Annotated in this window: 15 protein-coding genes and 2 pseudogenes; 5 read left to right on the top strand and 12 right to left on the bottom strand. The window is 43.7% G+C overall.

The features are described 5' to 3' along the window. Positions 1–480: 480 nt before the first annotated feature. From V7K85_RS10875 to V7K85_RS10865, 3 genes are all read left to right on the top strand, one after another. On the top strand, positions 481–978 hold the full coding sequence (locus V7K85_RS10875) for an LptA/OstA family protein (RefSeq protein ID WP_334813434.1): 498 nt from the start codon (positions 481–483) through the stop codon (positions 976–978). 28 nt (positions 979–1006) lie between these two features. Next, positions 1007–1735 (top strand): LPS export ABC transporter ATP-binding protein, encoded by a 729-nt coding sequence (lptB, locus tag V7K85_RS10870; RefSeq protein WP_334813432.1) that lies wholly within the window; start codon positions 1007–1009, stop codon positions 1733–1735. A gap of 425 nt (positions 1736–2160) precedes the next feature. Continuing rightward, the gene (locus V7K85_RS10865; RefSeq protein ID WP_334813539.1) at positions 2161–3276 is read left to right on the top strand and encodes an LptF/LptG family permease; all 1116 of its coding nucleotides are present in this window, start codon (positions 2161–2163) and stop codon (positions 3274–3276) included. A 496-nt stretch (positions 3277–3772) separates the two neighbouring features. On the opposite strand, the gene V7K85_RS10860 is transcribed toward V7K85_RS10865, so the two are convergent. Further along, positions 3773–4393 (bottom strand): CP12 domain-containing protein, encoded by a 621-nt coding sequence (locus V7K85_RS10860; protein ID WP_334813430.1) that lies wholly within the window; start codon positions 4391–4393, stop codon positions 3773–3775. Positions 4394–4819: 426 nt separating this feature from the next. On the opposite strand from V7K85_RS10860, the gene V7K85_RS10855 reads away from it, so the two are divergent. After that, positions 4820–6112: a hypothetical protein gene (locus tag V7K85_RS10855; protein WP_334813428.1), complete on the top strand. Its 1293-nt coding sequence runs from the start codon at positions 4820–4822 to the stop codon at positions 6110–6112. A gap of 34 nt (positions 6113–6146) precedes the next feature. Here the strand turns inward: V7K85_RS10855 and V7K85_RS10850 are convergent, their stop codons facing one another. Together V7K85_RS10850 and V7K85_RS10845 are read right to left on the bottom strand one after the other, a co-directional pair. Further along, complete coding sequence (locus V7K85_RS10850; protein ID WP_334813537.1) at positions 6147–6827, bottom strand: S-layer homology domain-containing protein; 681 nt, start codon at positions 6825–6827, stop codon at positions 6147–6149. Between the two features lie 320 nt (positions 6828–7147). Then, entirely contained in the window at positions 7148–7519 is a 372-nt protein-coding gene (locus tag V7K85_RS10845; RefSeq protein WP_334813426.1) for an N-6 DNA methylase, read from the bottom strand. 112 nt (positions 7520–7631) lie between these two features. On the opposite strand from V7K85_RS10845, the gene rpiA reads away from it, so the two are divergent. Beyond that, positions 7632–8342, top strand: coding sequence for a ribose-5-phosphate isomerase RpiA (gene rpiA / locus V7K85_RS10840; RefSeq protein ID WP_334813535.1), 711 nt, complete (start codon positions 7632–7634; stop codon positions 8340–8342). A 26-nt stretch (positions 8343–8368) separates the two neighbouring features. Here the strand turns inward: rpiA and V7K85_RS10835 are convergent, their stop codons facing one another. The 9 genes and pseudogenes from V7K85_RS10835 to V7K85_RS10795 form a co-directional block, all read right to left on the bottom strand. Then, positions 8369–8647, bottom strand: a complete 279-nt coding sequence (locus tag V7K85_RS10835) for a hypothetical protein (protein WP_334813425.1) — start codon at positions 8645–8647, stop codon at positions 8369–8371. A gap of 82 nt (positions 8648–8729) precedes the next feature. Then, positions 8730–12992: a DUF4347 domain-containing protein gene (locus V7K85_RS10830; protein ID WP_334813423.1), complete on the bottom strand. Its 4263-nt coding sequence runs from the start codon at positions 12990–12992 to the stop codon at positions 8730–8732. Positions 12993–13532: 540 nt separating this feature from the next. Continuing rightward, positions 13533–13921 (bottom strand): annotated as a pseudogene (locus V7K85_RS10825) (class I SAM-dependent methyltransferase); the annotation flags it as partial. Positions 13922–13980: 59 nt separating this feature from the next. After that, positions 13981–15183, bottom strand: coding sequence for an FtsW/RodA/SpoVE family cell cycle protein (locus V7K85_RS10820; protein WP_334813421.1), 1203 nt, complete (start codon positions 15181–15183; stop codon positions 13981–13983). Positions 15184–15639: 456 nt separating this feature from the next. Further along, positions 15640–15879, bottom strand: a complete 240-nt coding sequence (locus tag V7K85_RS10815; protein WP_334813419.1) for a hypothetical protein — start codon at positions 15877–15879, stop codon at positions 15640–15642. 90 nt (positions 15880–15969) lie between these two features. Next, entirely contained in the window at positions 15970–16176 is a 207-nt protein-coding gene (locus V7K85_RS10810; protein ID WP_334813418.1) for a phycobilisome linker polypeptide, read from the bottom strand. A gap of 223 nt (positions 16177–16399) precedes the next feature. Continuing rightward, positions 16400–16888: an allophycocyanin subunit beta gene (gene apcB, locus V7K85_RS10805; protein ID WP_334691195.1), complete on the bottom strand. Its 489-nt coding sequence runs from the start codon at positions 16886–16888 to the stop codon at positions 16400–16402. Between the two features lie 65 nt (positions 16889–16953). Beyond that, a complete protein-coding gene (gene apcA / locus V7K85_RS10800; RefSeq protein ID WP_334813416.1) occupies positions 16954–17439 on the bottom strand; it encodes an allophycocyanin subunit alpha in 486 nt (161 codons plus the stop codon). Between the two features lie 387 nt (positions 17440–17826). Further along, positions 17827–21138, bottom strand: a pseudogene (locus V7K85_RS10795) (phycobilisome rod-core linker polypeptide); the annotation flags it as partial. Positions 21139–21224: the final 86 nt, after the last annotated feature.

Raw genomic sequence — 21224 nt, 5'->3', positions numbered from 1 at the left:
GGGAGAAAAATTGCTTCCTTGTCTTCCTTTTGTTCTTTGTCCCCCTTATCCCCTTTGTGCTTTTTATCATTTAAATATTACTGAATTGGTGTTCTATAACGGTTTGCAATCGAGTGAAGTACAGATCCTCGTAGGGGCATAACATGTTGTGCCCCTACCCGTGTACCTCATTCAAGTGAAAATCGCCATCATAATAACGGGTAAAAGGTGATTTCTTTCCTAGACCTAGAAACGACATTTTATCAAGGTTTTGGCTAAAGTTGACACCAATGAGGTCTTGGGTGTGGCGAAAAAAGTTAACACCGTTATATTAAGCTGTAGTGGATTTCATCTAAAATTTCCTGAAACCTTGAGGTTAGGGCTAGCGTCACTATTTCAGCTAGTAGTTATCGGAAATCACTCCAGATTGTATATTTCATATCTGGATAAAGTAGTTGAGATAATTAGAATGCAAGCTGAAATCGTGAATCCCAAATTGCTATGATGCCCTGCTACCAATTACCCATATCACAGATGCGTCGCTTTGGATTAGCTTTAATGCTGCCAGTTGCACTCTTGGGCGCTTTTGTCTTCCCTACCCAACTGCAAACCGCTACTGCACAAACATCTAGAGAAAATCGTCCCCTGACTATCCGCGCTGATGTGCAAGAATATGACGCTAAAAATCAAGTAATCACCGCTCGCGGTAATGTGCAAATGTTGTATCCTGCTCGCCAGATTCAGGCGACATCTGCCCAAGCACAGTACTTTAGTAAAGAGCGCCGAATTGATTTCAGTGGCAACGTCTATATTTTGCAACAGGGCGGTAACAGTATCCGGGCGGAGAAGGTAACCTATTTAATTGACGAAGGGCGATTTGTTGCCTTACCTCAATCCAACCGTCAGGTAGAGTCGATCTACATGGTGCAGGAATCAGATAATGATGGACAAACTGCGAAACCTGCCCCACAGACACCAGTATTCAAGCGTTCTAATTAGTATCTACCATTCAGAAAGGGCGCGAACAATGAAAATTGTTTTAGAGAATATTCACAAATCTTACGGCAAGCGAGTAATTGTCAATCGTGTCAATCTTTCTGTTGCTCAGGGCGAAGTCGTAGGTTTACTAGGCCCCAATGGAGCTGGTAAAACGACGACCTTTTACATTGCCACAGGTTTAGAAAAACCCAATCTAGGAAAAGTCTGGCTAGGTAATCTGGATGTTACGGGAATGCCAATGCATCAAAGGGCACGACTGGGTATTGGTTATCTAGCACAAGAAGCAAGTGTGTTTCGCCAGCTCTCGGTAGAGGATAATATTCTGTTAGTGCTAGAGCAAACTAATGTGCCACGATGGGAGTGGTCAAGACGACTCACAACTTTACTGCGAGAGTTTCGGTTGGAAAAATTAGCTAATAGTAAAGGAATTCAACTTTCTGGTGGTGAGCGACGGCGGACGGAATTAGCAAGATCTTTAGCTGCTGGACAAGAAGGGCCAAAATTTTTACTTTTGGATGAACCATTTGCTGGAGTTGATCCTATAGCAGTCTCAGAAATTCAGCAAATTGTCGCACAACTGCGCGATCGCGGCATGGGAATCTTAATTACAGATCATAATGTCCGCGAAACCCTGGCTATCACTGATCGTGCTTACATTATGCGCGAGGGACAAATTCTCGCTTTTGGTGCTGCTGACGAACTCTACAGCAACCCCCTCGTGCGGCAATATTATTTAGGGGATAATTTTCAAGTCTAAATTAACAATTATTTAGTTAATAATTTCAAAGGCTATTTTATTGTTTATTTTTAAGCATAAATTTCTTAATTAATTTCATTTTGCTTTCTCAGCTATTGAGAATTTAATTTTGATATTAAACATATGCTTTGCCAGGGTTGCCAATTTTTAACTTTTAAGAGGATGTTTATCAAGTCTAATTTATTACTCACATGGGCAACTAGAAGTCGCGGCTATACAGACAAAACCCGCCTCAGCAGGTTAGCAAACCCTTGATTTTGTATGAGTCCACGTTCGCGTAGCATTCCGCAGAAAAGGTAGACTTTGCTTGTGTAGTAGCAAATTATATTCGCTTAATACTTTTAAAACATCCTTTAAAGTTGCTTATGATATCAAAGAAGCTCACATCTTTCTACAGTCTCCATTCGCTGCTGCCTTTTACGATCATGGATCGCTACCTTGCCAGCGAATTGTTAGCGCCGTTTTTCTTTGGTGTCGGAGCTTTTTCATCACTTGGTGTCACTATTGATGCTGTATTTGATCTCATCAGAAAAATCGTAGAATCTGGGCTACCTATAGACATTGCGATTCAAGTTTTTTTGTTAAAATTTCCCAATTTTATCGTTTTAGCCTTCCCCATGTCTACGCTGCTGGCTACTTTGATGACCTACAGTCGTCTTTCTAGCGAGAGCGAATTAATTGCCCTGCGTGGTTGTGGTGTCAGCGTCTATCGCATGGTGCTAACTGCTGTGATGTTGAGTCTTGTGGTTACAGGAATGACATTTGTGTTTAACGAACAAATTGCACCAGCAGCAAATTACCAAGCGGCAATGACTCTGGATAAAGCCCTGAAATCAGACAAGCCAATTTTGAAACAGCAAAATATTTTCTATCCTGAATACCAGGATGCTGCCCAGCCGGATGGCTCTAAGAATAGGATATTGATCCGCTTGTTTTACGCCGACCAATTTGATGGTAAGCGGATGAAAGGTTTGACGATTATAGACCGCTCAACAAAAGGTCTGAATCAAATTGTGGTATCAGAATCTGCCCAGTGGAATGCTTCTCAAAATGTCTGGGATTTTTACAACGGCACGATCTATTTTGTCGCTGCTGATCGCTCTTATCGCAACATTGTCAGATTTGAACATCAACAACTGCAACTACCGCGCACGCCATTAAGTCTGGCAGAAAAAAGCCGCGATTATGGTGAGATGAATATTGCTGAAGCACTAGATCAACTACAAGTGGAACTTCTCGGTGGCGATCGCCAAAAAATTCGTAAACTCGAAGTGCGGATTCAACAAAAAATCTCTTTACCTTTTGTATGTGTAGTTTTTGGCTTGGTAGGTGCAGCTATGGGAAGCATACCTCAGCGAACTGGAAGAGGCACCAGCTTTGGGATTAGCGTTGTAGTTATATTTTCGTACTACTTAATTTTCTTTATTGGTGGTGCGATCGCGCAAGCAGGTGTCCTCTCTCCCTTTATGGGGGCTTGGTTGCCCAACTTTCTTTTTTTGGGAATAGGTCTATTCTTATTGATCCGAGTTGCCAAACGGTAAATTGAGGAAGTGGAAGCAGGAAGCAGGGGAGGTAGGGGAGGTAGGGGAAATGAGTAAAAAAGACTCGCTCACGAGTATCAAAGACTCATTCACGAGTAAAAAAGACTCGCTCGCGAGTAAAAAACGAATTTTACAGCGCTTTTCAAGTAATTGAACTACACCACTCCCTACTTCCTACTCCCCGCCTCAGTTGTGGTCTAAATACCTGAAAATTGCTTTAACTCATCCCCCGGCTTGAAGCCGGAGGGAAATCGAAGTCATTAGTCATTAGTTATTAGTCATTAGTAGTTATACCCAATTCCTAAAAGTTCAGTAATACTAATGACTATTGACCAATGACTAATGACCAAGATGGCAAGCGGCGAAGAATCCCATACCTAGAAGGAATGGGCTTTGTCGCCGTCTGAGGGTAATTTACACAAAATTAGAGTTACAAATCATTCTCCCCTGCCCTCTACTTCCCTGCCTCCCCTTCCTCTTCATCCGCACACCTCAATTACGGGTGATAATTTCGACATTCCGGTGCAGCTGGATTTTCCTTACAGTATTCTTCAAAAGAGACTTTGGCTGATACCATACCCTCAGCTTTCTGATGAGCTGCTTCTGCCTGGAGTTCTTCTACCTCATCCCACGCAGCTGCACAGCCTTTAGAATAAGCACCTTGTTCAGTGCAAATAGCACGAGCCTGCTCAATTGCTTTTTGAATTCTCTCCTCCAGCAGTAGCGCTTTTGGCGCTTCCACAAAGTCGCTTTTGGTCAAAATGTCGGTAATTGAGATGATGCCCAACAGCTTGCCTTGAATCACAGGTGCTCGATGAATACCAGTATTAGCAAATAACCGCGCTACATATTCCACACCCAAATCAGGATTGACCACAATACAGGGCTTGCTCATAATTTCATAAACCCGCACTTGCTTTGGGTCTTTACCGTAGGCTGTTACCTTATAGACAATATCCGTTTCTGTGACAATGCCATAAGCATCATTGTCATAGCGACGATCCACAACCAGGGCCCGCAATCCTTTTTCCTTCATCACCCCCACGGCTTCAGCAACAGTTGCCGAACCGCGAATGGTAACTACGTCTTTGGTCATGATATCTTCAGCTTTCATCATTGCTGTAGTCTCCTGGTTAATAGTACGGTGCAGCACAGCGCCCTCAGAGGCGTATCAAAGCATTGCAGCGCACAGTTTGCTAACTAGAAAGTAAAAAAGTTGAACTTTTGTCCAGCTACAACAATAAATTAGACCAGTTGTCAACTCCTGATGTTATCCAATGTGACCGATACCCAAAAACTAACCATAAATTCCCATAACTTTTTAAAAAATCTTCCCAAAGGACTCCAGCCGCTAAAAAGTAAATTTTTTACTAGTACATGTCTATTGGTAATGACTAATAACTGATGGAGAAGTTAGGATGAAATCACCATTCAAACTTCAGTTAAGATATTTCCGGTTGAGGAAAGCAAAAGCATTAAACAGCAACGCCTTCAGCTTCCCTCAATTTTTCCCGATTTCGAGTAAATTTCAATTACCAATCCCATGCCAAATCGTCATTATCCTCCCGCCTACTTACGCTATCTCAGAGCCAGGTTATGGAATCTAGGGCGACCTGGTTTTTGGGTAACTGCAATTTTTTTATCTGTACTAGGGCTAGTAACCTGGGAGTACTGGTCAAACCCAGATATTTTCGTTTATAAGCAAAAAAACCAAGTGGCTTCACAAAAGCCTGCTGATTCCGACCTGTCAGAAGAAAACAAAGCTATTGCAGCGGATATTGATAACTTGCCAGTTTTATTTAATGATTTTGAGCAAGGAACTGTCTCATTAACAGCAAATACCCCTAAGGAAAACACTAAGGGAAAAAACAGCAAAGGCTTATTAGAGGATGCAATTAACAAACAAAAGTCTGCTAGTGATCCCAAATTAAATCCTAGTTTAGGTGTTAATGGCGACACCTCCCCAACTGTGAAAAATCCTTTTGTTGTACAAACAGAAAATTTATTGCGGACTGGGACGGTTGCTAGTAATAACCCGTTTCTTGGTCTCAAGACCTTAAATGCGCCGTCTGAACCAACAGAGGGGGAACAAACATCCTCTAGCCTGGGTATTGGATCAACCAATCAAACCAACAAGAATCAAAATTCTCTCTCTATCAGCCCTCTGCAAGGGGCGCTCAACCAATCAACAAACCAGAAATTGTCTAGCTTTAATGGTAGTGCAACTCAGACAAATGCCTTGGGCCGAGTCTCTGACCCAGGAACAACGCTAACGCCATCGCTCAACAGCTTACCCACTCAGAATTCTCTACCAAGTACTGGGTTAACTGCTGGGACAGGCTATACGTCAACCGGTACAAACTTACCGCAAAATTCCTACAATAATTTAAATAACGGTCAGGTATTGCCTAGTAATGGGTTAACTACTGGTACAGGTTATACGTCAACCGGTACAACGCAAAATCCCTACAATAATTTAAATAACGGTCAGGTATTGCCTAATGTAGCACCAGTGACGCCCCCAGTCACCTCTGCCGCACCAAGTAATATTGCACCTTACTCTAGTCAAAGCGTTGCCACCCCTACAAACCCTGTAAGATATGGGAATTATGGGTTGCAGCAGCCGACGCAACTACCACAGTCTACTTATGGGAATTATGGGTTGCAGCAACCGACGCAACCACCACAGTCCACTTATGGGAATTATGGGTTGCAGCAACCGACGCAACCACCACAATCTAATTATGGGAATAATGTGTTGCAGCAACCAACACAGTCTAATTCCTTATATCTTCGGCAGATTCGAGACAAGTATAGAAGTCCGGGTCAAAACTAATTTTAAGCACGTCGCTTAACTGAATAAAATTCAGCTAAGGTGATTGTGGGCTATTTGGAATAATCGGAACTTCTGGTGTTTCGGGTTGTTGCTGTTGTCGTTGCAAATACTTACTCAATACATAAGCCATATCCCCACGGGTTACGGGTTTTAATGGGGAAATATTGCCTTGAGCATCTGTGTTCAGAAATCCCTCAGTAGCTACTGTAGCGATCGCTTTCCTAGCCCAAGCTGGGATAGACTTTTCATCTGGATATGAAGCAAGAGTCTCATTAACAGCATCATCAGGAAACTGAAATACACCATAAGCCTGGGCGAAAATAGCAAGAGCTTCTGCCCTTGTCACCTTTTGGTTCGGGAAGAATTCATTGCTCCGATAGCCTTTCATAATGTCAGTTTTTAAGACTGTCTGTATATCATTAAATGCCCAATGAGAACGAGGAACATCTGGAATAGCTAAATTTTCTTTGCTAACACCTTGTCTTTTATCTAGCCGAAATGCTTTGACCATAATTGACGCTAATTCTGCCCGACTCAGTAACCTTTCTGGATAAAACTTGCCATCGGAAAAGTTTGTCATCCATTTGACAGCAGTTACCTGCTGAATGGAATCAGATGGGATTGCAGAAGTTGGTTCTGGCACTGAAGCCTGAGCAATTGCTGGCAAGTTTTGTAATAGTGCTACTAAAGATAGAGTAATTGAAAGCTGACGCATCATGATAGCCACTTTTAGCTGCTAAATGAATTTAAAAAACTACGTTACTGAGGTTAAGGCGAAGTTTGGTATTCTTAATAACCTATAACTTAGTTAGTGACGAACTTCGGCTGGGCAATGTTGCATATCTGCTTGTTGTGGGTTATATATTTAGACTGCCAGTATCAAGTGAAGCGTGAGGCTGACTTGAAAAAGTTTTTAGTAGGGTGTGCAGCCTAGCCCTTTTAAGGTGGGTGCAAGTATGGTGAAACCCTTACTTTTCAAGCTAATTTAATTTATTTTGCGATCGCTTATAGTTACTCACTTAATTCTATTCCTAATTACCGCAAGTATTTATTAATACTCTTCTCGGCTTCAGCACGTTGAGCCTCTAATTCGCGCAGCTTGATAATCTCCGCCTTAATATTAATTTTGTCATTTTCATCCTTGGGGGTTAGTACATAGCGATTGATATTGAGAACATATTCATTAGCAGCTAGTTCTTCCAGAGCCACGACTTTAACATATCCCTCTTCATCTTCAAAGGCTTGGTAAGCTGTGATGATATGAGTGATATCTTTTTCACGCAGATAATTTTGATTACAGCTCTTTTGATATTCATTACTCGCGTCAATGAACAAAATTTTATTTCTACGATTTTCTTGCTTATCCCGATTAAAAATCAAAATAGTCGTAGGAATTAACTGTGTCAAGCTGTCGAGAAAGTGTCGCTGACACTCTTTTATGAAGCTGAAAATAAACAGTAAAAGGTGTGTAACTTAGGTTATGTTCATTTTATATAAGTTTTATGGAGCAGTTTTGGCAATGACCGCAGCACCAGATCCCGTAACGTCGATGAAGCAAGAAGTTGGCAAAGCCGCCGCCGCCCTGGTAAAGTCGGGTTCCATTGTGGGGTTGGGTACGGGGTCAACTACAGCATATACAATTCAGTTTTTGGGCGATCGCCTCAAGTCTGGTGAACTTCAAGATATCATTGGTATACCTACATCATTTCAGTCAGAAGTACTGGCGAAGCAATACGGTGTACCTCTGGCCACCTTAGATGCTATTGACCACATCGATATTGCCATTGATGGCGCAGATGAAGTCGATCCGCAGAAGAATTTGATTAAAGGCGGTGGTGCAGCACATACCCGCGAAAAAGTCGTAGATTACCTGGCAGAACAGTTTATCGTTGTGGTAGATAGTGGTAAGTTAGTAGAACGCTTGGGTTCTACTTTCGCTGTGCCTGTGGAAGTGATTCCAATGGCAATTACTCCTGTGACTAATGCTATCAAAAAACTCGGTGGTAAACCAGAACTCCGCATGGGTGTAAAAAAAGCTGGTCCAGTGATCACCGATCAAGGCAATTTTGTCTTAGATGTCAGATTTGACTCTATTGAAGATCCAGTCAGCCTAGAAAAGACATTGAATAATATTCCCGGCGTTCTGGAAAATGGTATCTTCGTTAACTGTGTCGATTTAGTTTTGATTGGTGAAGTCAAAGATGGTCAGCCATTAGTGCGGCAACTGTAAGAGTTATATATTTTGGATTTTAGATTTCACAGACATCTAAAATCCAAAACTTCTTTCGCTACAGTAACCCAAAATTCATAGCCTTGATCGTCCCAATGTGCGTAGTTTACCGCCGTAGGCATCACAGCTTTGCCCCTGTCTTGCTCAATAATTATTAAATCGCCTTTTTCGGCTAAATCTGCGTTAATGAATCGTGAAGTTTCACCCAATTCTTCAAAAAGCCTAATTTTAGCTAGCGTAGTTTGGAGACATGCAAAAAATAAAACGCCCAGCCGTTTCAATAATATTGTTGGCAAAATTGCCAACTGGGCATTTTATTCCTTGTAAGTGACCTACTGCGCGTCTTATTCTCTTAGATAAAGGTGGGCAGATCGCTAGAATTGAGCGCTAGACGATGACGTTAGTACCGACTACCAGATTTGTAGCCGTGAAATTATTCAAAGTCGCCAAGGTGTAAAAAGAATAACCAAGGACTTGAACTAGTGTAGAAGTACCCGATTGCACAAATTGTAAGTTGCCATCATCGATGGGATTGCTGCCACTGTAGCCTGTACTCTTAAACAAGTTAGTAAGGATTAATTTATCCTCGCTTTTATTAAAGTCAGTGATTGTATCACTATTGCTAAGGGTTCGGTAAATGAACTGGTCATTACCGCTACCGCCAGTCAACGTATCACTAAAATTACCGCCAATGAGGATGTCATTACCAGCACCTCCAATGAGGCTATTATTACCATCACCACCAAGCAGGGTATCATTACCATCACCACCAAGCAGGGTATCATTACCAGCGCCACCGCGCAGCAGGTCGTTACCACTCTTGCCGTCGATGCGGTCATCGCCCCCTTGACCATTAATAACATCTGCTGAGTTGTCAAAGCCAGTAATATTGTTGTTCAGGTCATTGAGAAAGGTGACTGTGTTCTTGTTGAAGATAGCGTTTTGGGTGGAGTTGGCATCGAAGACATCAAAGCTTTCACTAATGCTGGCTTGCCCATTAAACAGGATATTGCCTACTGCCGATACGTTCTCTAGGTTTTCCTGGGGAAAGTTTTGCAGAATAACTTTATCATCAGCCACCCCTTCAAAGGTGATTTCCAGATTGTTACCATTCTGGGTGAGTAGTAGATTTTGGGCTGTCAATCCAGCACCTTGAAATTTGAGGGTATCCACTTCGGCAATGATTGCTGCTGATGGATTTGAGCCTTTACCTAACCCACCGAAATCGGTAATGGTATCAACACCGTCACCTAAGTTGTAAACAAATTTATCTTTGCCGCCGCCACCAGTTAGGATGTCGTTGCCTTGATTACCTGTGATGGTATCGTTCCCGGCTTGAGCGTTAATTATGTCACTGTAATTCTTGCCCACTAAATTATCAGCGCCATTGGTTCCATTCAGCCCGTTAAACTCTAATGCACCAATATCAACTGTACTCTTAAATATTCTGTTAAATCCAGCGCCGCGTTGGTCGGTGGTGATACCTGCTGGAATCAGAGCATTATTGCCAGCGTTAATGGCGGGACTATTCGCAAGTAAGGCATTAGTAAAGGTTGCACCACCATTATTTTGCAGGGGGCTGAGTTTTGGATCAATGGGATTGGCACTGGTGCCGACGAGGGTGCTGGTGGTAAACCCAGTGCTACCTGTGTTGTCGCCAATTAGGTTATTTCCAGCGTCGGTGAAGTTGCCGGAAACGTCGCGGGAATAACCGGAATCCCCAGAATCATCAGAAATGGCTGTGTAGAAATTGCCTGCAATGATGGTATCGCCAACTATAACAGTGCCGCCATTACTGACAACACCCCCACCGTTGCCACTAACATTGTTGTAGCCAAAGCCCTCTGCTGTATTATTGGTAATAGTGTCATTAGTAAGGGTGAGAGTGCCACTGTTCAAGATGCCGCCGCCGGTATAATATACACTATTATCAGAGACAGTGCTGTTAGTCAGGTTAAAAGTACCTGAGTTAGAGATGCCACCGCCGTCTGCCGCACTATTATTAGAGACAGTGCTGTTAGTGATATCGACAGTGCCTAAGTTATAAATGCCGCCGCCGTAAGAAGGGTAAGGGTCGGGACCTCCCCGATTAAGACCGCTGGCGAACGCACTATTATTAGAGACAGTGCTGTTATTTATACTGAGTTTGCCTGTGTTGAATATGCCGCCGCCATAGGCTGTGTTGAAACCGACGTTTGCATTATTGCTTGAGACAGTGCTGTTAGTTAGGCTCAGGTTGCCTTTGTTAAAGATGCCGCCGCCTAAGGAAGACCCCCTATTGCCAGAGACAGTGCTTCCCGTCAGGCTGAGAGTGCCTCTGTTAAATATGCCGCCTACTTCCCCTCTATTGCCAGAGACAGTGCTGTTAGTTAGGCTGAGGCTGGTATTGCTATTATTAAGCAAAATACTGCCTAAGGGATCATTAGCATTAGCAATCTTCAAGCCATCAATGCTGGCATCTGTCCCAGAACCCGATATCTCAAACACACCTGATGAATTATTTCCACTCACAATGAGGTTAGATGCCCCAGTCCCCAAAATGGTAATATCATTGGTAATGGTTAATTTGCCAGAGGTCAGGGTGATGATATCTGGGGTAGCATCGGTGAACACGCCCGCAAAGGTAATCGTATCTGCTCCAACGGTCGCATTGGCATTGAGGATAGCCTGCCGCAACGATCCCGATCCAGAATCGTTGGTATTAGTCACCACAAATGTGCCAGTATTAACAGGTGGCGGGGTGACAGGGGATTGGACTTCGTAAGCACCAATATCAACAACACCGTTGAATATTCGGTTAAATCGAGTGCCACGTTGGTCAGTGATGACACCAATAGGAAATAAGGAATTCTTGCCAGCATCAATAGCAGGGCTATTCGCAAGTAACGCCTGGGTAAAGGTTGCACCACCGTTATTTTGCAGTAGTCCGAGTTTGGGATCAATGGGGCTAGCACTTGTGCCGACGAGGGTGCTGGTGGTAAAGGCAGTGCTACCACTATTATTGCCAATCAGGTTATTGCCGGAGTCAACCAGCCCACCACTCACGTCAGGGTCTATATCACCTGAGGTGGACTTGTCGAAGTTGCCTGCAATGATGGTGTTACTAACCTTAACGTTAACAGGGTCATCATAGACACTAAAAACACCCCCGCCATTGCCAGTACCATTACTATCTGAGTCAGCTGTGTTGTTATTAATTGTAGTGCTGCTTAGGGTGAGGCTGTTATCACCGACGTAGGCGTAGTCATTGTATATGCCACCGCCATCCTCTAACGCTGTATTGCCGGAGATGGTGCTATTAGTTAGAGTAGCTGATCCGGAACTATAACCATTATCATTTCCGTTAAAAATACCACCGCCGGAGGTTGCAGTATTACCAGAGACAGTGCTGCTAGTTAGGCTGAGAGTACCGCCTTGATTATAGATGCCACCACCGGAGTTTGCCGTATTGCCAGAGACACTGCTATTAATTAGGCTGAGAGTACCAGTTTTACCAGAGGAAGCGTCATTAAAAATGCCGCCTCCGGCAGTATTGCCATTATAAATCTTGCTTGCCCCGGTATTGCCATAAACACTGCTTCCCGTTAGGCTGAGACTACCACCATTATAGATACCGCCTTGCGTATTGCCAAAGACGCTGGTGTAAGCAAGACTGAGGATGCCGCTATTAGAGATGCCATTTCCTGCTGTATTACCAGACACACTACTTTTTGCTAGGTTGAGGATGGAAGTTCTATTAATCTTAATACTGCCGCTAGCGATCCCCAGTCCATTAATATTGACACCTGTCCCTAATCCTGATATATCGAATACTGTAGAGGCATTCTTTGCTGTCACAGTAAGCTGAGATGTCCCAGTCCCCAAGATGGTAACATCATCGGTAATCGTCAGTTGCCCAGAGGTGAGCGTGATGGTATCTGGGGTAGTATCTTTGAATATTCCCCCAAAAGCGATCGCATCATCCCCAGCAGTAGCATTGGCTAAGTTAATTGCCTCCCGGAGTGTCGTGATGCCGTTGTTTGGATTGCCATCATCCGTGTCCCCAGTATTATTCACTGTGAACGTTGCCAGTACCCCTGCGTAAGCCTGCCGCGTCGTTTCTGGAAAAACTAAACTCACTTCCATATCAGCCGTGCGGACTTCTAACTCCCAGTTGCCGCCTAATGCTGCATTACCAATTCGCTGATGGGAAGCAGCAATATTTGCTTTGGTGAGTTGGTGCAGTTTGTCTACAAATTCTGTCCCCGCATCACCCAAAGCCACATTGCAACCATAGATGAGTAAGTTCCAAAGGTTATCGCTTTTGGCAGAGGTTGAAAATACCTTTTGCCATAGTTGCAATTGCTGGCTGTATTCGTCGAGGGTATCCAGTCCTAAATAGGTGTTGCCCAATTGTAAGCAACCTGGGGCACCGTGGCACACAATATGAATATTAATTAAATTCGTGCCAACGTAACTCGCTAGAATTTCTGTTATTTGTTCAACACCGTCCTGTGTCGAGTCAAGTACGAACACTTGGGTATTATCAAGCACGCCATTGACCAAATCGCTATAGTCTTCAACCGCCATGTCGATGAAGACTAAACTATGAACATAGGAGGTGGAAGTTGCAGAATTTACTTGGGAGTGTGAGGTATGTAGTGTTGGCATTTCTTTACTTCGAGCTAAGGTAATGAGGGAAACTCAAACCGATTTCAGCCGCGTAATTACAGGATTTCCACACAACTACCGATAGCTAAAAATATACTAATATACTTACTAATCATTTTCCCTTTCGTTGCTATTATCTAGCAAGTTGACGCTTTTGTAAAGCAATAAAAATTTGATATGTAGTTTTACAGAGTTTTGTAACTCACATATAGCATGGGGATTAAAAATCAAGCTATATGCTGGTTTAAACTGAAAAGCTCAATTTTCGGATAAAAACTTGGTTTGTCAAGTTTTTATAGGAATTATATAGCAGTCCTAAATCATTTGTGAAAATTATATATCTCTTTCTTCTTTCTTCCCTTTGCGTCCTTCTCTAACGAGACGCTACGCGATGACGTACTTTGCGGTTCGTTTTCTTATTTATATTTTTCACGAATTAAATAGAACTGCTATACCAAATATTAAATCGCTCAAAATAAATATTATAAGTTGATAAACTTATTAGACATTGATATTTAATAATATAATATGCATTTCAATAATCCAATGAAAAGAACTAGCTGCTAAAACGGCATCAAATTCAAATGGCTTGAGTTCCCACTCTTCAAAAGATGTGTTCTGAATCTCTACATTAGAATACGGTTGACAATTATGTTGAGCTAACTGGAAAAAATCTGGATTGGGTTCTAAGCAGATTATAGAGCAACCCATTGAGCGATGCCTACGGCGGGCTTTGCCTACGCTACCGTTGCAGTTCCAGGCCCACATCCAACTTCCAGAATTTTTGAGTCAGTAGAAAGTTGAGCAAGTTCCACAACTTGGTGAATCAAATCCTGAGGATAGCGGGGTCTTGCCTTATTGTAAGCTTCTGCTGCTGGAGAATACCAATTTTTGCGCTGTTCGAGGTCTCTGCTGGAGTAGCTGATTATTGTTTGTTTTAGGTTCTTTCATAATCTATTCAATTTGCTCGTGCAAAGAGCGTACTAGCTCAATTCCTATTTTTCTGAAAAGCTCGACGTCTGCGCCCATTTTCAAATAGGGGTTTTCGCAACGGTACTACCTCAGCTTCATTACTTTCGCGTGCTACCCGAATCAGCAACCCAGCAGCTATTAAGCTGGCAATCATGGAATTACCACCATAACTAAACATGGGCAAAGGTAAGCCAGTAGTCGGTAAAGAACCTGTAGCAACACCGATGTGGAGCAATGATTGTCCTACCATCAAAATCGTCACGCCGATCGCTACCAATCGATGCACTATATTTTTCGCCTTCAGCGCTACAATTAATCCAAGAGTGGCGAATGTAGCTAAAAGTGCTAACAACACCATACTGCCAACAAAGCCAAACTCTTCAGCGAACACCGCAAAAATAAAATCGGTGTCCTGAATTGGTAAATAAAACAGCTTTTGTTGAGAAAGCCCAAATCCAGCTCCCCAAGTTCTACCAGAACCCACGGCTAGTAGACTTTGCACCAACTGGTAGCCATCTCCAGTCGCATCCGCCCACGGATTGAGGAATGACATCACCCGCTTACGCTGATACTCTTTAATACTAATACTGAGTATTGCCAACATCACTCCGCCAATTGCTGTTCCTCCCAGGTACTTGTAAGGTAACCCAGCTGCTAGGGCAATTAGCCAAATTGTCATGCCGCAAAGTGCTGTTGTACTCAAGTTAGGTTGGGCAAGAATTCCTAAAAGTACTAGACCGAAAATACTCAACCAAGCCAAGCGAATCCGCCAACTGATTCGTTCCCACTGACCAAAAAGCCGCGCACTTTGCAGCACCAAAAAGGGTTTAATTAATTCTGAAGGTTGAATCGGAATTGGCCCGATCGCTATCCAACGCGCTGCGTCAAAAGCCTTCTTTCCCAATCCTGGGATCAGTGTGACGAAAATTAACGCCAAAAACAGTAACAAAAACCAATGGGATAATCCCAAAATTTTCTGCAACGGTAAATTAACAATAATATTGAATCCGATTAAAGAAACTAACACCCAAAGCAGTTGACGTTTAAAGTAGTACAATCCATCATGATGACGGGCGTCAGCGACGGGATAGGATGCTGAAAATAGCATGATCAAGCCGACGAACAGCCAAATCAACGTTAACCAGCGCAACAACCGCGCTTCTAATGCCCAGTTAGAGACTGAACTATCAAAAATTGGAATCAGGCGGCGTAGATTCACGATCAGTACAGGTAAAAAGTTAGGAATTAGGAGTTAGCAATAAAACTCATAAATCATAACTTATAACTCATAAGTAGGCTTCACAAGCATAAATCTTATAGTTGTTAACTTCAATACACCGCTCGATAATATTTTTGACAAATTGCGTTTGCTACGCAGCAACTTATAATCATTATTTTATACAAATAATATCAGTGATTTAAACAATAATTCAGAATTCAGAGTTCTCTCTGAATCTAATGCTTCCTTAGATCAGGGCTGAAGATTGGTAAAAAAACGCTAATTGTGTTTGATGAAACTTCTGAACAAGCAAGGAAAAAACAGAATTCTGGCGCTCCAGTTCCGCTATACACTCGTGGGTATCGCCTTGTAGAAATGTTTAACTTTTAACTTTCAGAAATACAAACAACAAAAAAGAAAGAGGTCTGTATTAGACCTCTTTATCAATCTTTCTTATCATAAGTAGCTGGGCGAAATTAAATATAAAATGTCATTGCGTTGGCGTAAGTCTTCCCGTAGGGTACGTAACGCAGTGGAGTGTTCGCGTAGCGTCTCCAAGAGTTGCAATCTCAGTCTTTGCGATTCTTTCACTTCGTACCCTTCTTTACGAGAGGCTGCGCCAATGGGAACACCTGCCGTAGGATGCCCGAACGCGAGTGCGTCTCCTTTAGGAGAAGGGCTGTAGGGCGAACGCAATACAGATTTTTTGTAGTATCAATTCTTAACAAAAAAGAGGTCTTTGCTGACCCCTTACCAATTCCCTAAAATAACCTTCTATTTACAGAATTACAACAAGCCAGTATTAGCGCCTTGCTTACCAGTTGCCAGTTGCACCTTGATGATTTTGCCGCCTGCTTTTTGAATACGTTGCTGTTCGCGGAACCAGTTCTCATAGGGAACTAGCTTAGTGAAGTAAGTATTTTGCAGTTCGCGCTGGGTACGAACTCGGCTTTGGCTGGGAACTAGAGCAGTAATTTTAAAGAAACGGGCCATCTTTTGAAAATCTCCTGTATAATTTGTGAAAACTTTTTTTATCTCAAAATCTTGAGTGCAAATCTTTTAATCATTCAAAGGCTGGAAATCAAACATCAATACTAGACCACCAACACTCATCACTGATAATTTACCAAGATAAGCAATATAACGTTCTAGCACTCACGATTGATTTCCAGACCTTAATAAAGCCGCACCTAAATTCTTAAGCGCAAACTAGCTCTTAGCTTAAGCCAGAAGAGATATAGTCTAAGTAAACACCCATTTCCTTACCAGCGTCAGAACCAACCAAGCTAGCGGTTACTTCCTTGATTGCTTGGATAGCTTGCACGGTAGCACCAACGGGAACACCTAAAGAGTTATAGGTTTCCTTCAAGCCATTTAATACACGCTCATCCAAAATGGAAGGATCGCCAGCTAACATAGCGTAGGTAGCATAGCGCAGATAGTAGTCCAAATCACGGATGCAAGCAGCATAGCGGCGAGTGGTGTACATGTTGCCGCCGGGACGAGTGATGTCAGAGTACAGCAAAGATTTTGCTACAGCTTCTTTGACGATCGCAGCAGCGTTGGCGCTGATGGTGCTAGCAGCACGTACCCGCAGTTCGCCAGTGGAGAAATAGCTTTTTAGCTTCTCTAAAGCAGAAGAGTCTAGGTACTTACCTTGAACGTCTGCAGAGTTGATGACAGCGGTAATTGCGTCTTGAGCCATGTTGTTAATTCCTTATTTCCAACCGTATTGCAATACTTCTGTTTGAGTAGGTAAACAGCTTCACCCTACAGTAGGGCGCCAACTAGGTAGTCGAAGTAATTACCCGCTTCAGCAGCGTCTTCACCAGACAGCAGGCTAGCAGAGACATTCTTCAACCCACGGATACCTTCAGCAACACCATCGATAGGAGTTCCCAAGGACTTGTACAGTTCACGGGCACCGATAACGCCAATTTCTTCGATGGGGGTAACATCACCAGCAACGATACCGTAGGTAACGAGGCGGAGGTAGTAATCTAGGTCACGTAGACAAGTAGCAGTCAATTCTTGACCGTAGGCGTTACCACCTGGAGACACAACATCAGGACGCTTTTGGAACAGTTGATCGCCGGCTTGCTTAACCAGCCGTTCGCGATTTTCTGTCAAAATTTGAGCAATCCGCACACGGCGCTCACCACTTGCAACAAAGGATTTGATCCGATCCAATTCGCCAGGGCTGAGATAGCGGGCTTCTGCGTCAGCATTCACGATGGCTTTCGTGACGATACTCATTAATGGATTCCTCCAATACGAATGAAACCAGGATTTGATTAAACTGGTGCGACTTTAAATTTGGTTCACTGAGTTTGTTTGATCGTCATTTTAGACACAAGAGTTTAATAACTGCTACGGCTAAAAAATTACGAGTTTGCTTGAGTCAACATAAGTACACAAGCTTTTAAACTCAGTTACCTTCCGCAAAACATTTTCCGGCATTCTGTTGAGCATTTATGACTGCTCTTAACACTTTGTAATATTGCTTTTCAGAATTTACTGTTTTAGCTGCAAACTGAGAGCAGTATTACGAAAGGTTACGAAGGGGACAGGGGATAGGTCACAGGGGACAGGGGACAGGAAATAATCTGTACCCTATTCCCTATTCCCTATTCCTTAATCAACCGCCTGTACACTGCCGAGGTAGTTACCTGCCATCAGAGATGGGAAGCGGTTGTAAGGCACAACATCTTCACCGAAGTAGTGGCTATATTCAGGGCTTTCGACTATTGCTTCTACGGCAGATGACAAACCGCTATCGGCTAGCAGCTTGTTATATTGGCGAATTTCTTCCTGAGTTGCGGGTGTACGCCCCAACAGGTGACGGAAGAGGAACTCAACCACCTTGGCATGAGGATAAGGTGACAAGAAGCGCTGGCGATAGATTTGGGAACTGGCTAGTTCACGCACAAACTCCCGGACGGAAATTTCACCATTCTGGAGTTTGCTGTCTAGGTCAGTACAGCGGAAATTATCAGGCACTTCACCGTTAAATACATCCAATACTTGACAGTAAATGGTGTTGATTGCCTGTTGTCTTTCGGCTTGGTTGGTGCTCTCCGTCAGACGGTAAATACGTGCATGTTTACGCACATCTAGTTCCACGGATTGTCCGCTACCATCGTTGTAGGAACGACCCAGTTCCGCAAATGAGGGCTTGCTCTGGTTTATACCATTTGTTTGCGCTGCTATATCTGCGATCGCCTGCGTCAAAAGCGGTGTATTGTTACTAACTCCGACGCGGGCTTGTACTGGCTTAAAGCTTGGTACAACCACGTCATCGTTTTGCTTGGTAAGCTGGTTGTACAGCTTTTCCGTATTCGGGAAGTTTGCCGCAGGTAGGGTCGGGAAGCGACGGTAAGGCACCGTATCTTCACCAAACACCTGGTTATATTCCACACTATCTACTAGGGCACCGATAAAAGCACGAATACCTTGAGTAGCCAAAATCTGGTTATACTTGCGGATTTCTGCTTGGTCTAGTGGCGCACGTCCCAAGAAGTGTTTGGTTCCCAACTCAATCACTTTGGTGTTGGGGTAGGGTGTGTAGAACTCTTTCAGGTAGAGGTTAGAGTAACCCAAACCTTCAATAAATTCCTTCACGCTGATTTCGCCATTCCCCAGCTTGCTTTCCCACGCTGTAAATTCGTTTTTAGCGATGTAGGGTGCAATATCCCGCTCAAATATCTGACGATACGCAGCGCTAATCAAAGTTTTTACTGCAACTTTGTCACTGGTATTGGCCACCAGCTTGAAGATTTTGGTTTGTTCCCGTTGCTTGCTGACACCTTGGTTAATGCGGAACTGAATATCTGGTTCTGACCGCTTTTCTGTGACTGTACCCAGTGTTACAAAGCTCGGCGTTACTTCCTTCTGGACTTTAGTGCCGATATCTTCGCCAATGCTACCAACGCGCAATTGTCGCCCTGCTACACCACCAGGAGTCAGATACCGTTCGTAAGGAATTGTATCTTCACCAAATGCTTCGCTGTATTCTACGCTGTTAATAATGGCATCAACCACCGCGTAAAAGCCCTGTTTGGCAGCGATGTCAAAGTACTTGTTGATTTCTTGACGACCATAGGTCGGACGACCCAACAAGCGACGGTGAATATACTCGATCGCTTTACAAACATACAGCGATGACCAGTACAGATTACGGAATACATCTGACTTAGCCAGAGCACGGATAAACTCCCGCACAGAGATGTCGCCGTTTTCCAGCTTGATTTCCAATACCTTCGGGCGCTGACCTTCGTAGACATCTCGACCGAAAACTTGCAGGTAAGCAGCTCTAATCACTGCTTGCGTTGAGCTTTCGGAGAATCTGACGCTAGAACCTTTGGCAGTTTTTTTACCAATAGTACCAGGCAGTTGATCTAACTTGAACACCTTAGGCCCAAGGGTACCAGGAGCTTCACCCCGCGCCTTGGGATTGCTATTTTGGTTATTAATCCCTGCTCCTTGGTGAATTAGGATGCGCTTGGTATCCTTACCAAAAGGAGCCGGACTGGTGCTGGGGTTGCGAGTTTCTTTCGGAAAAATCGCCCCAAACTGAATTTCCAAGGGGTCATTCCCAGAACCGTAGGGATGTTGATCCGGTAGCGGTTGTTCGTAAGCAGCGAATGTGGTGATGAACTGAGGGATCTTGCGGAAAGGCGCACTGTAGTTAAACAGGTCTTGTTGCGGTCCCCAGTTGCGACATTCTTGTGCTTCTTGACCCAGACCCCGGAGGTAAGGTACTGTTTCTTCGCCAAAATAGTCGCTGTATTCAGCAGAATCTACTAAGGCATCTACCAAAGCTGGTAGACCACCGTTAGAAATAATCGAGAAGTATTTTTGTACTTCTTCGCGGCTACTTGGGCCCCGTCCCAGAATGTGACGGAAAGCTAGTTCGATGACTCGGCTGTTAATAAAAGGCTGGTAAAACTGTTTTTGGTAAAGGGGAGATTTAGCTAGACGACGGACAAACTCCTTCATGGAGATGTCGCCATTTTTTACCTTGGATTCTAGGTCAGATATCGACAAGCTATAAGCACGGCTAATGTCGCGCTCAAAGATTTGCCGATAGGCCGCTTTAACCACCTCATTTTTTTCGCTAGCTGATAACCCAGTCTTCATCACAAACTTGGGACGCCGTTCTGCCGCATTAAAGTAAATTTGCGGCAGTTCCAACCCTTGCTGGTCACTAGAGGGGCGTTGGCGCAGTTTATTTGAAGGTGTGGCTGCTTTGAATTCTGTTAGCAAAACATCCATGTACTGAGACACAATCTCTGTAGCCTCAGCATCATTGCGGAAAAAGGAAAGTGACCCGGCTTTGATTTCCTGCAAAGCTACTAGCGTTGCTTCACCAGAGCAGGCATTTTCAATTATTTCCCGCAAACCCCGTGTATTCACCGCTATGATGTTGGGGTCGCCAGCAACGATCGCATAAGTAGCGTAGCGCAAGAACCAGGATAAATCCCGCAAGCTCTTGGCCATGTTGCTCGGACCATAACGGGCAATGTTAATTGGTCTGAAACCTGGAGGTGTCGGCCCACTGGGGGATGAGTTAAAGATTGAGCGTAAATTTTCTAGGAACCCACCACGACTTTCAACGTAGGTTACAGTTCCCAGTTGCATCCCTTGTTGAACATTAGCACCAGCACTAACAGGTACTATTTCTACTGCTCTAGGCTTTTCTAAAAAAGCCATTGGCGAACCACCGACAAAAATCCGGTTGGCAGCCCGAGATACGATAATCTCGGCATTTTCCGTGAGCCTCTGGGAAATTTCTAGACGCTTTGCACCAGATGCAAAATAGCTTGCCAGTTCATTTAGTTCACCACTTCCCAAAAAGCGGTCTTGCTGCTCGGCTTGGGTAATTGTCGCTACAGCTAGGGTTTGATATAGTTGCGGACGCGCAACTGAGCTTCCACCACTCGCCTTAACACTCATCGGATTTGTAAAACTCCCATCATAATCGTTTATGTGTTAAGTCTGGGTCGTTTTGAGGCTTGACACATCGGTGTGTGTGTGCTTTA

It is taken from the genome of Nostoc sp. (assembly GCF_036917615.1).
In the GTDB taxonomy this organism is placed as follows: Bacteria; Cyanobacteriota; Cyanobacteriia; order Cyanobacteriales; family Nostocaceae; genus Nostoc.
The sequence above is the reverse complement of the archived record's forward strand: the minus strand, read 5'-3'. Positions and strand labels throughout refer to the sequence as shown.

What these genes read in the sequence shown, in the direction of transcription:
- V7K85_RS10855 (WP_334813428.1), top strand. Translation starts at nt 4,820, where the DNA reads ATGCCAAATCGTCATTATCCTCCCGCCTACTTACGCTATCTCAGAGCC.
- lptB (WP_334813432.1), top strand. Translation starts at nt 1,007, where the DNA reads ATGAAAATTGTTTTAGAGAATATTCACAAATCTTACGGCAAGCGAGTA.
- V7K85_RS10810 (WP_334813418.1), bottom strand. Translation starts at nt 16,176, where the DNA reads ATGGCCCGTTTCTTTAAAATTACTGCTCTAGTTCCCAGCCAAAGCCGA.
- apcB (WP_334691195.1), bottom strand. Translation starts at nt 16,888, where the DNA reads ATGGCTCAAGACGCAATTACCGCTGTCATCAACTCTGCAGACGTTCAA.
- V7K85_RS10850 (WP_334813537.1), bottom strand. Translation starts at nt 6,827, where the DNA reads ATGCGTCAGCTTTCAATTACTCTATCTTTAGTAGCACTATTACAAAAC.
- V7K85_RS10830 (WP_334813423.1), bottom strand. Translation starts at nt 12,992, where the DNA reads ATGCCAACACTACATACCTCACACTCCCAAGTAAATTCTGCAACTTCC.
- rpiA (WP_334813535.1), top strand. Translation starts at nt 7,632, where the DNA reads ATGACCGCAGCACCAGATCCCGTAACGTCGATGAAGCAAGAAGTTGGC.
- apcA (WP_334813416.1), bottom strand. Translation starts at nt 17,439, where the DNA reads ATGAGTATCGTCACGAAAGCCATCGTGAATGCTGACGCAGAAGCCCGC.
- V7K85_RS10875 (WP_334813434.1), top strand. Translation starts at nt 481, where the DNA reads ATGATGCCCTGCTACCAATTACCCATATCACAGATGCGTCGCTTTGGA.
- V7K85_RS10865 (WP_334813539.1), top strand. Translation starts at nt 2,161, where the DNA reads ATGGATCGCTACCTTGCCAGCGAATTGTTAGCGCCGTTTTTCTTTGGT.
- V7K85_RS10860 (WP_334813430.1), bottom strand. Translation starts at nt 4,393, where the DNA reads ATGATGAAAGCTGAAGATATCATGACCAAAGACGTAGTTACCATTCGC.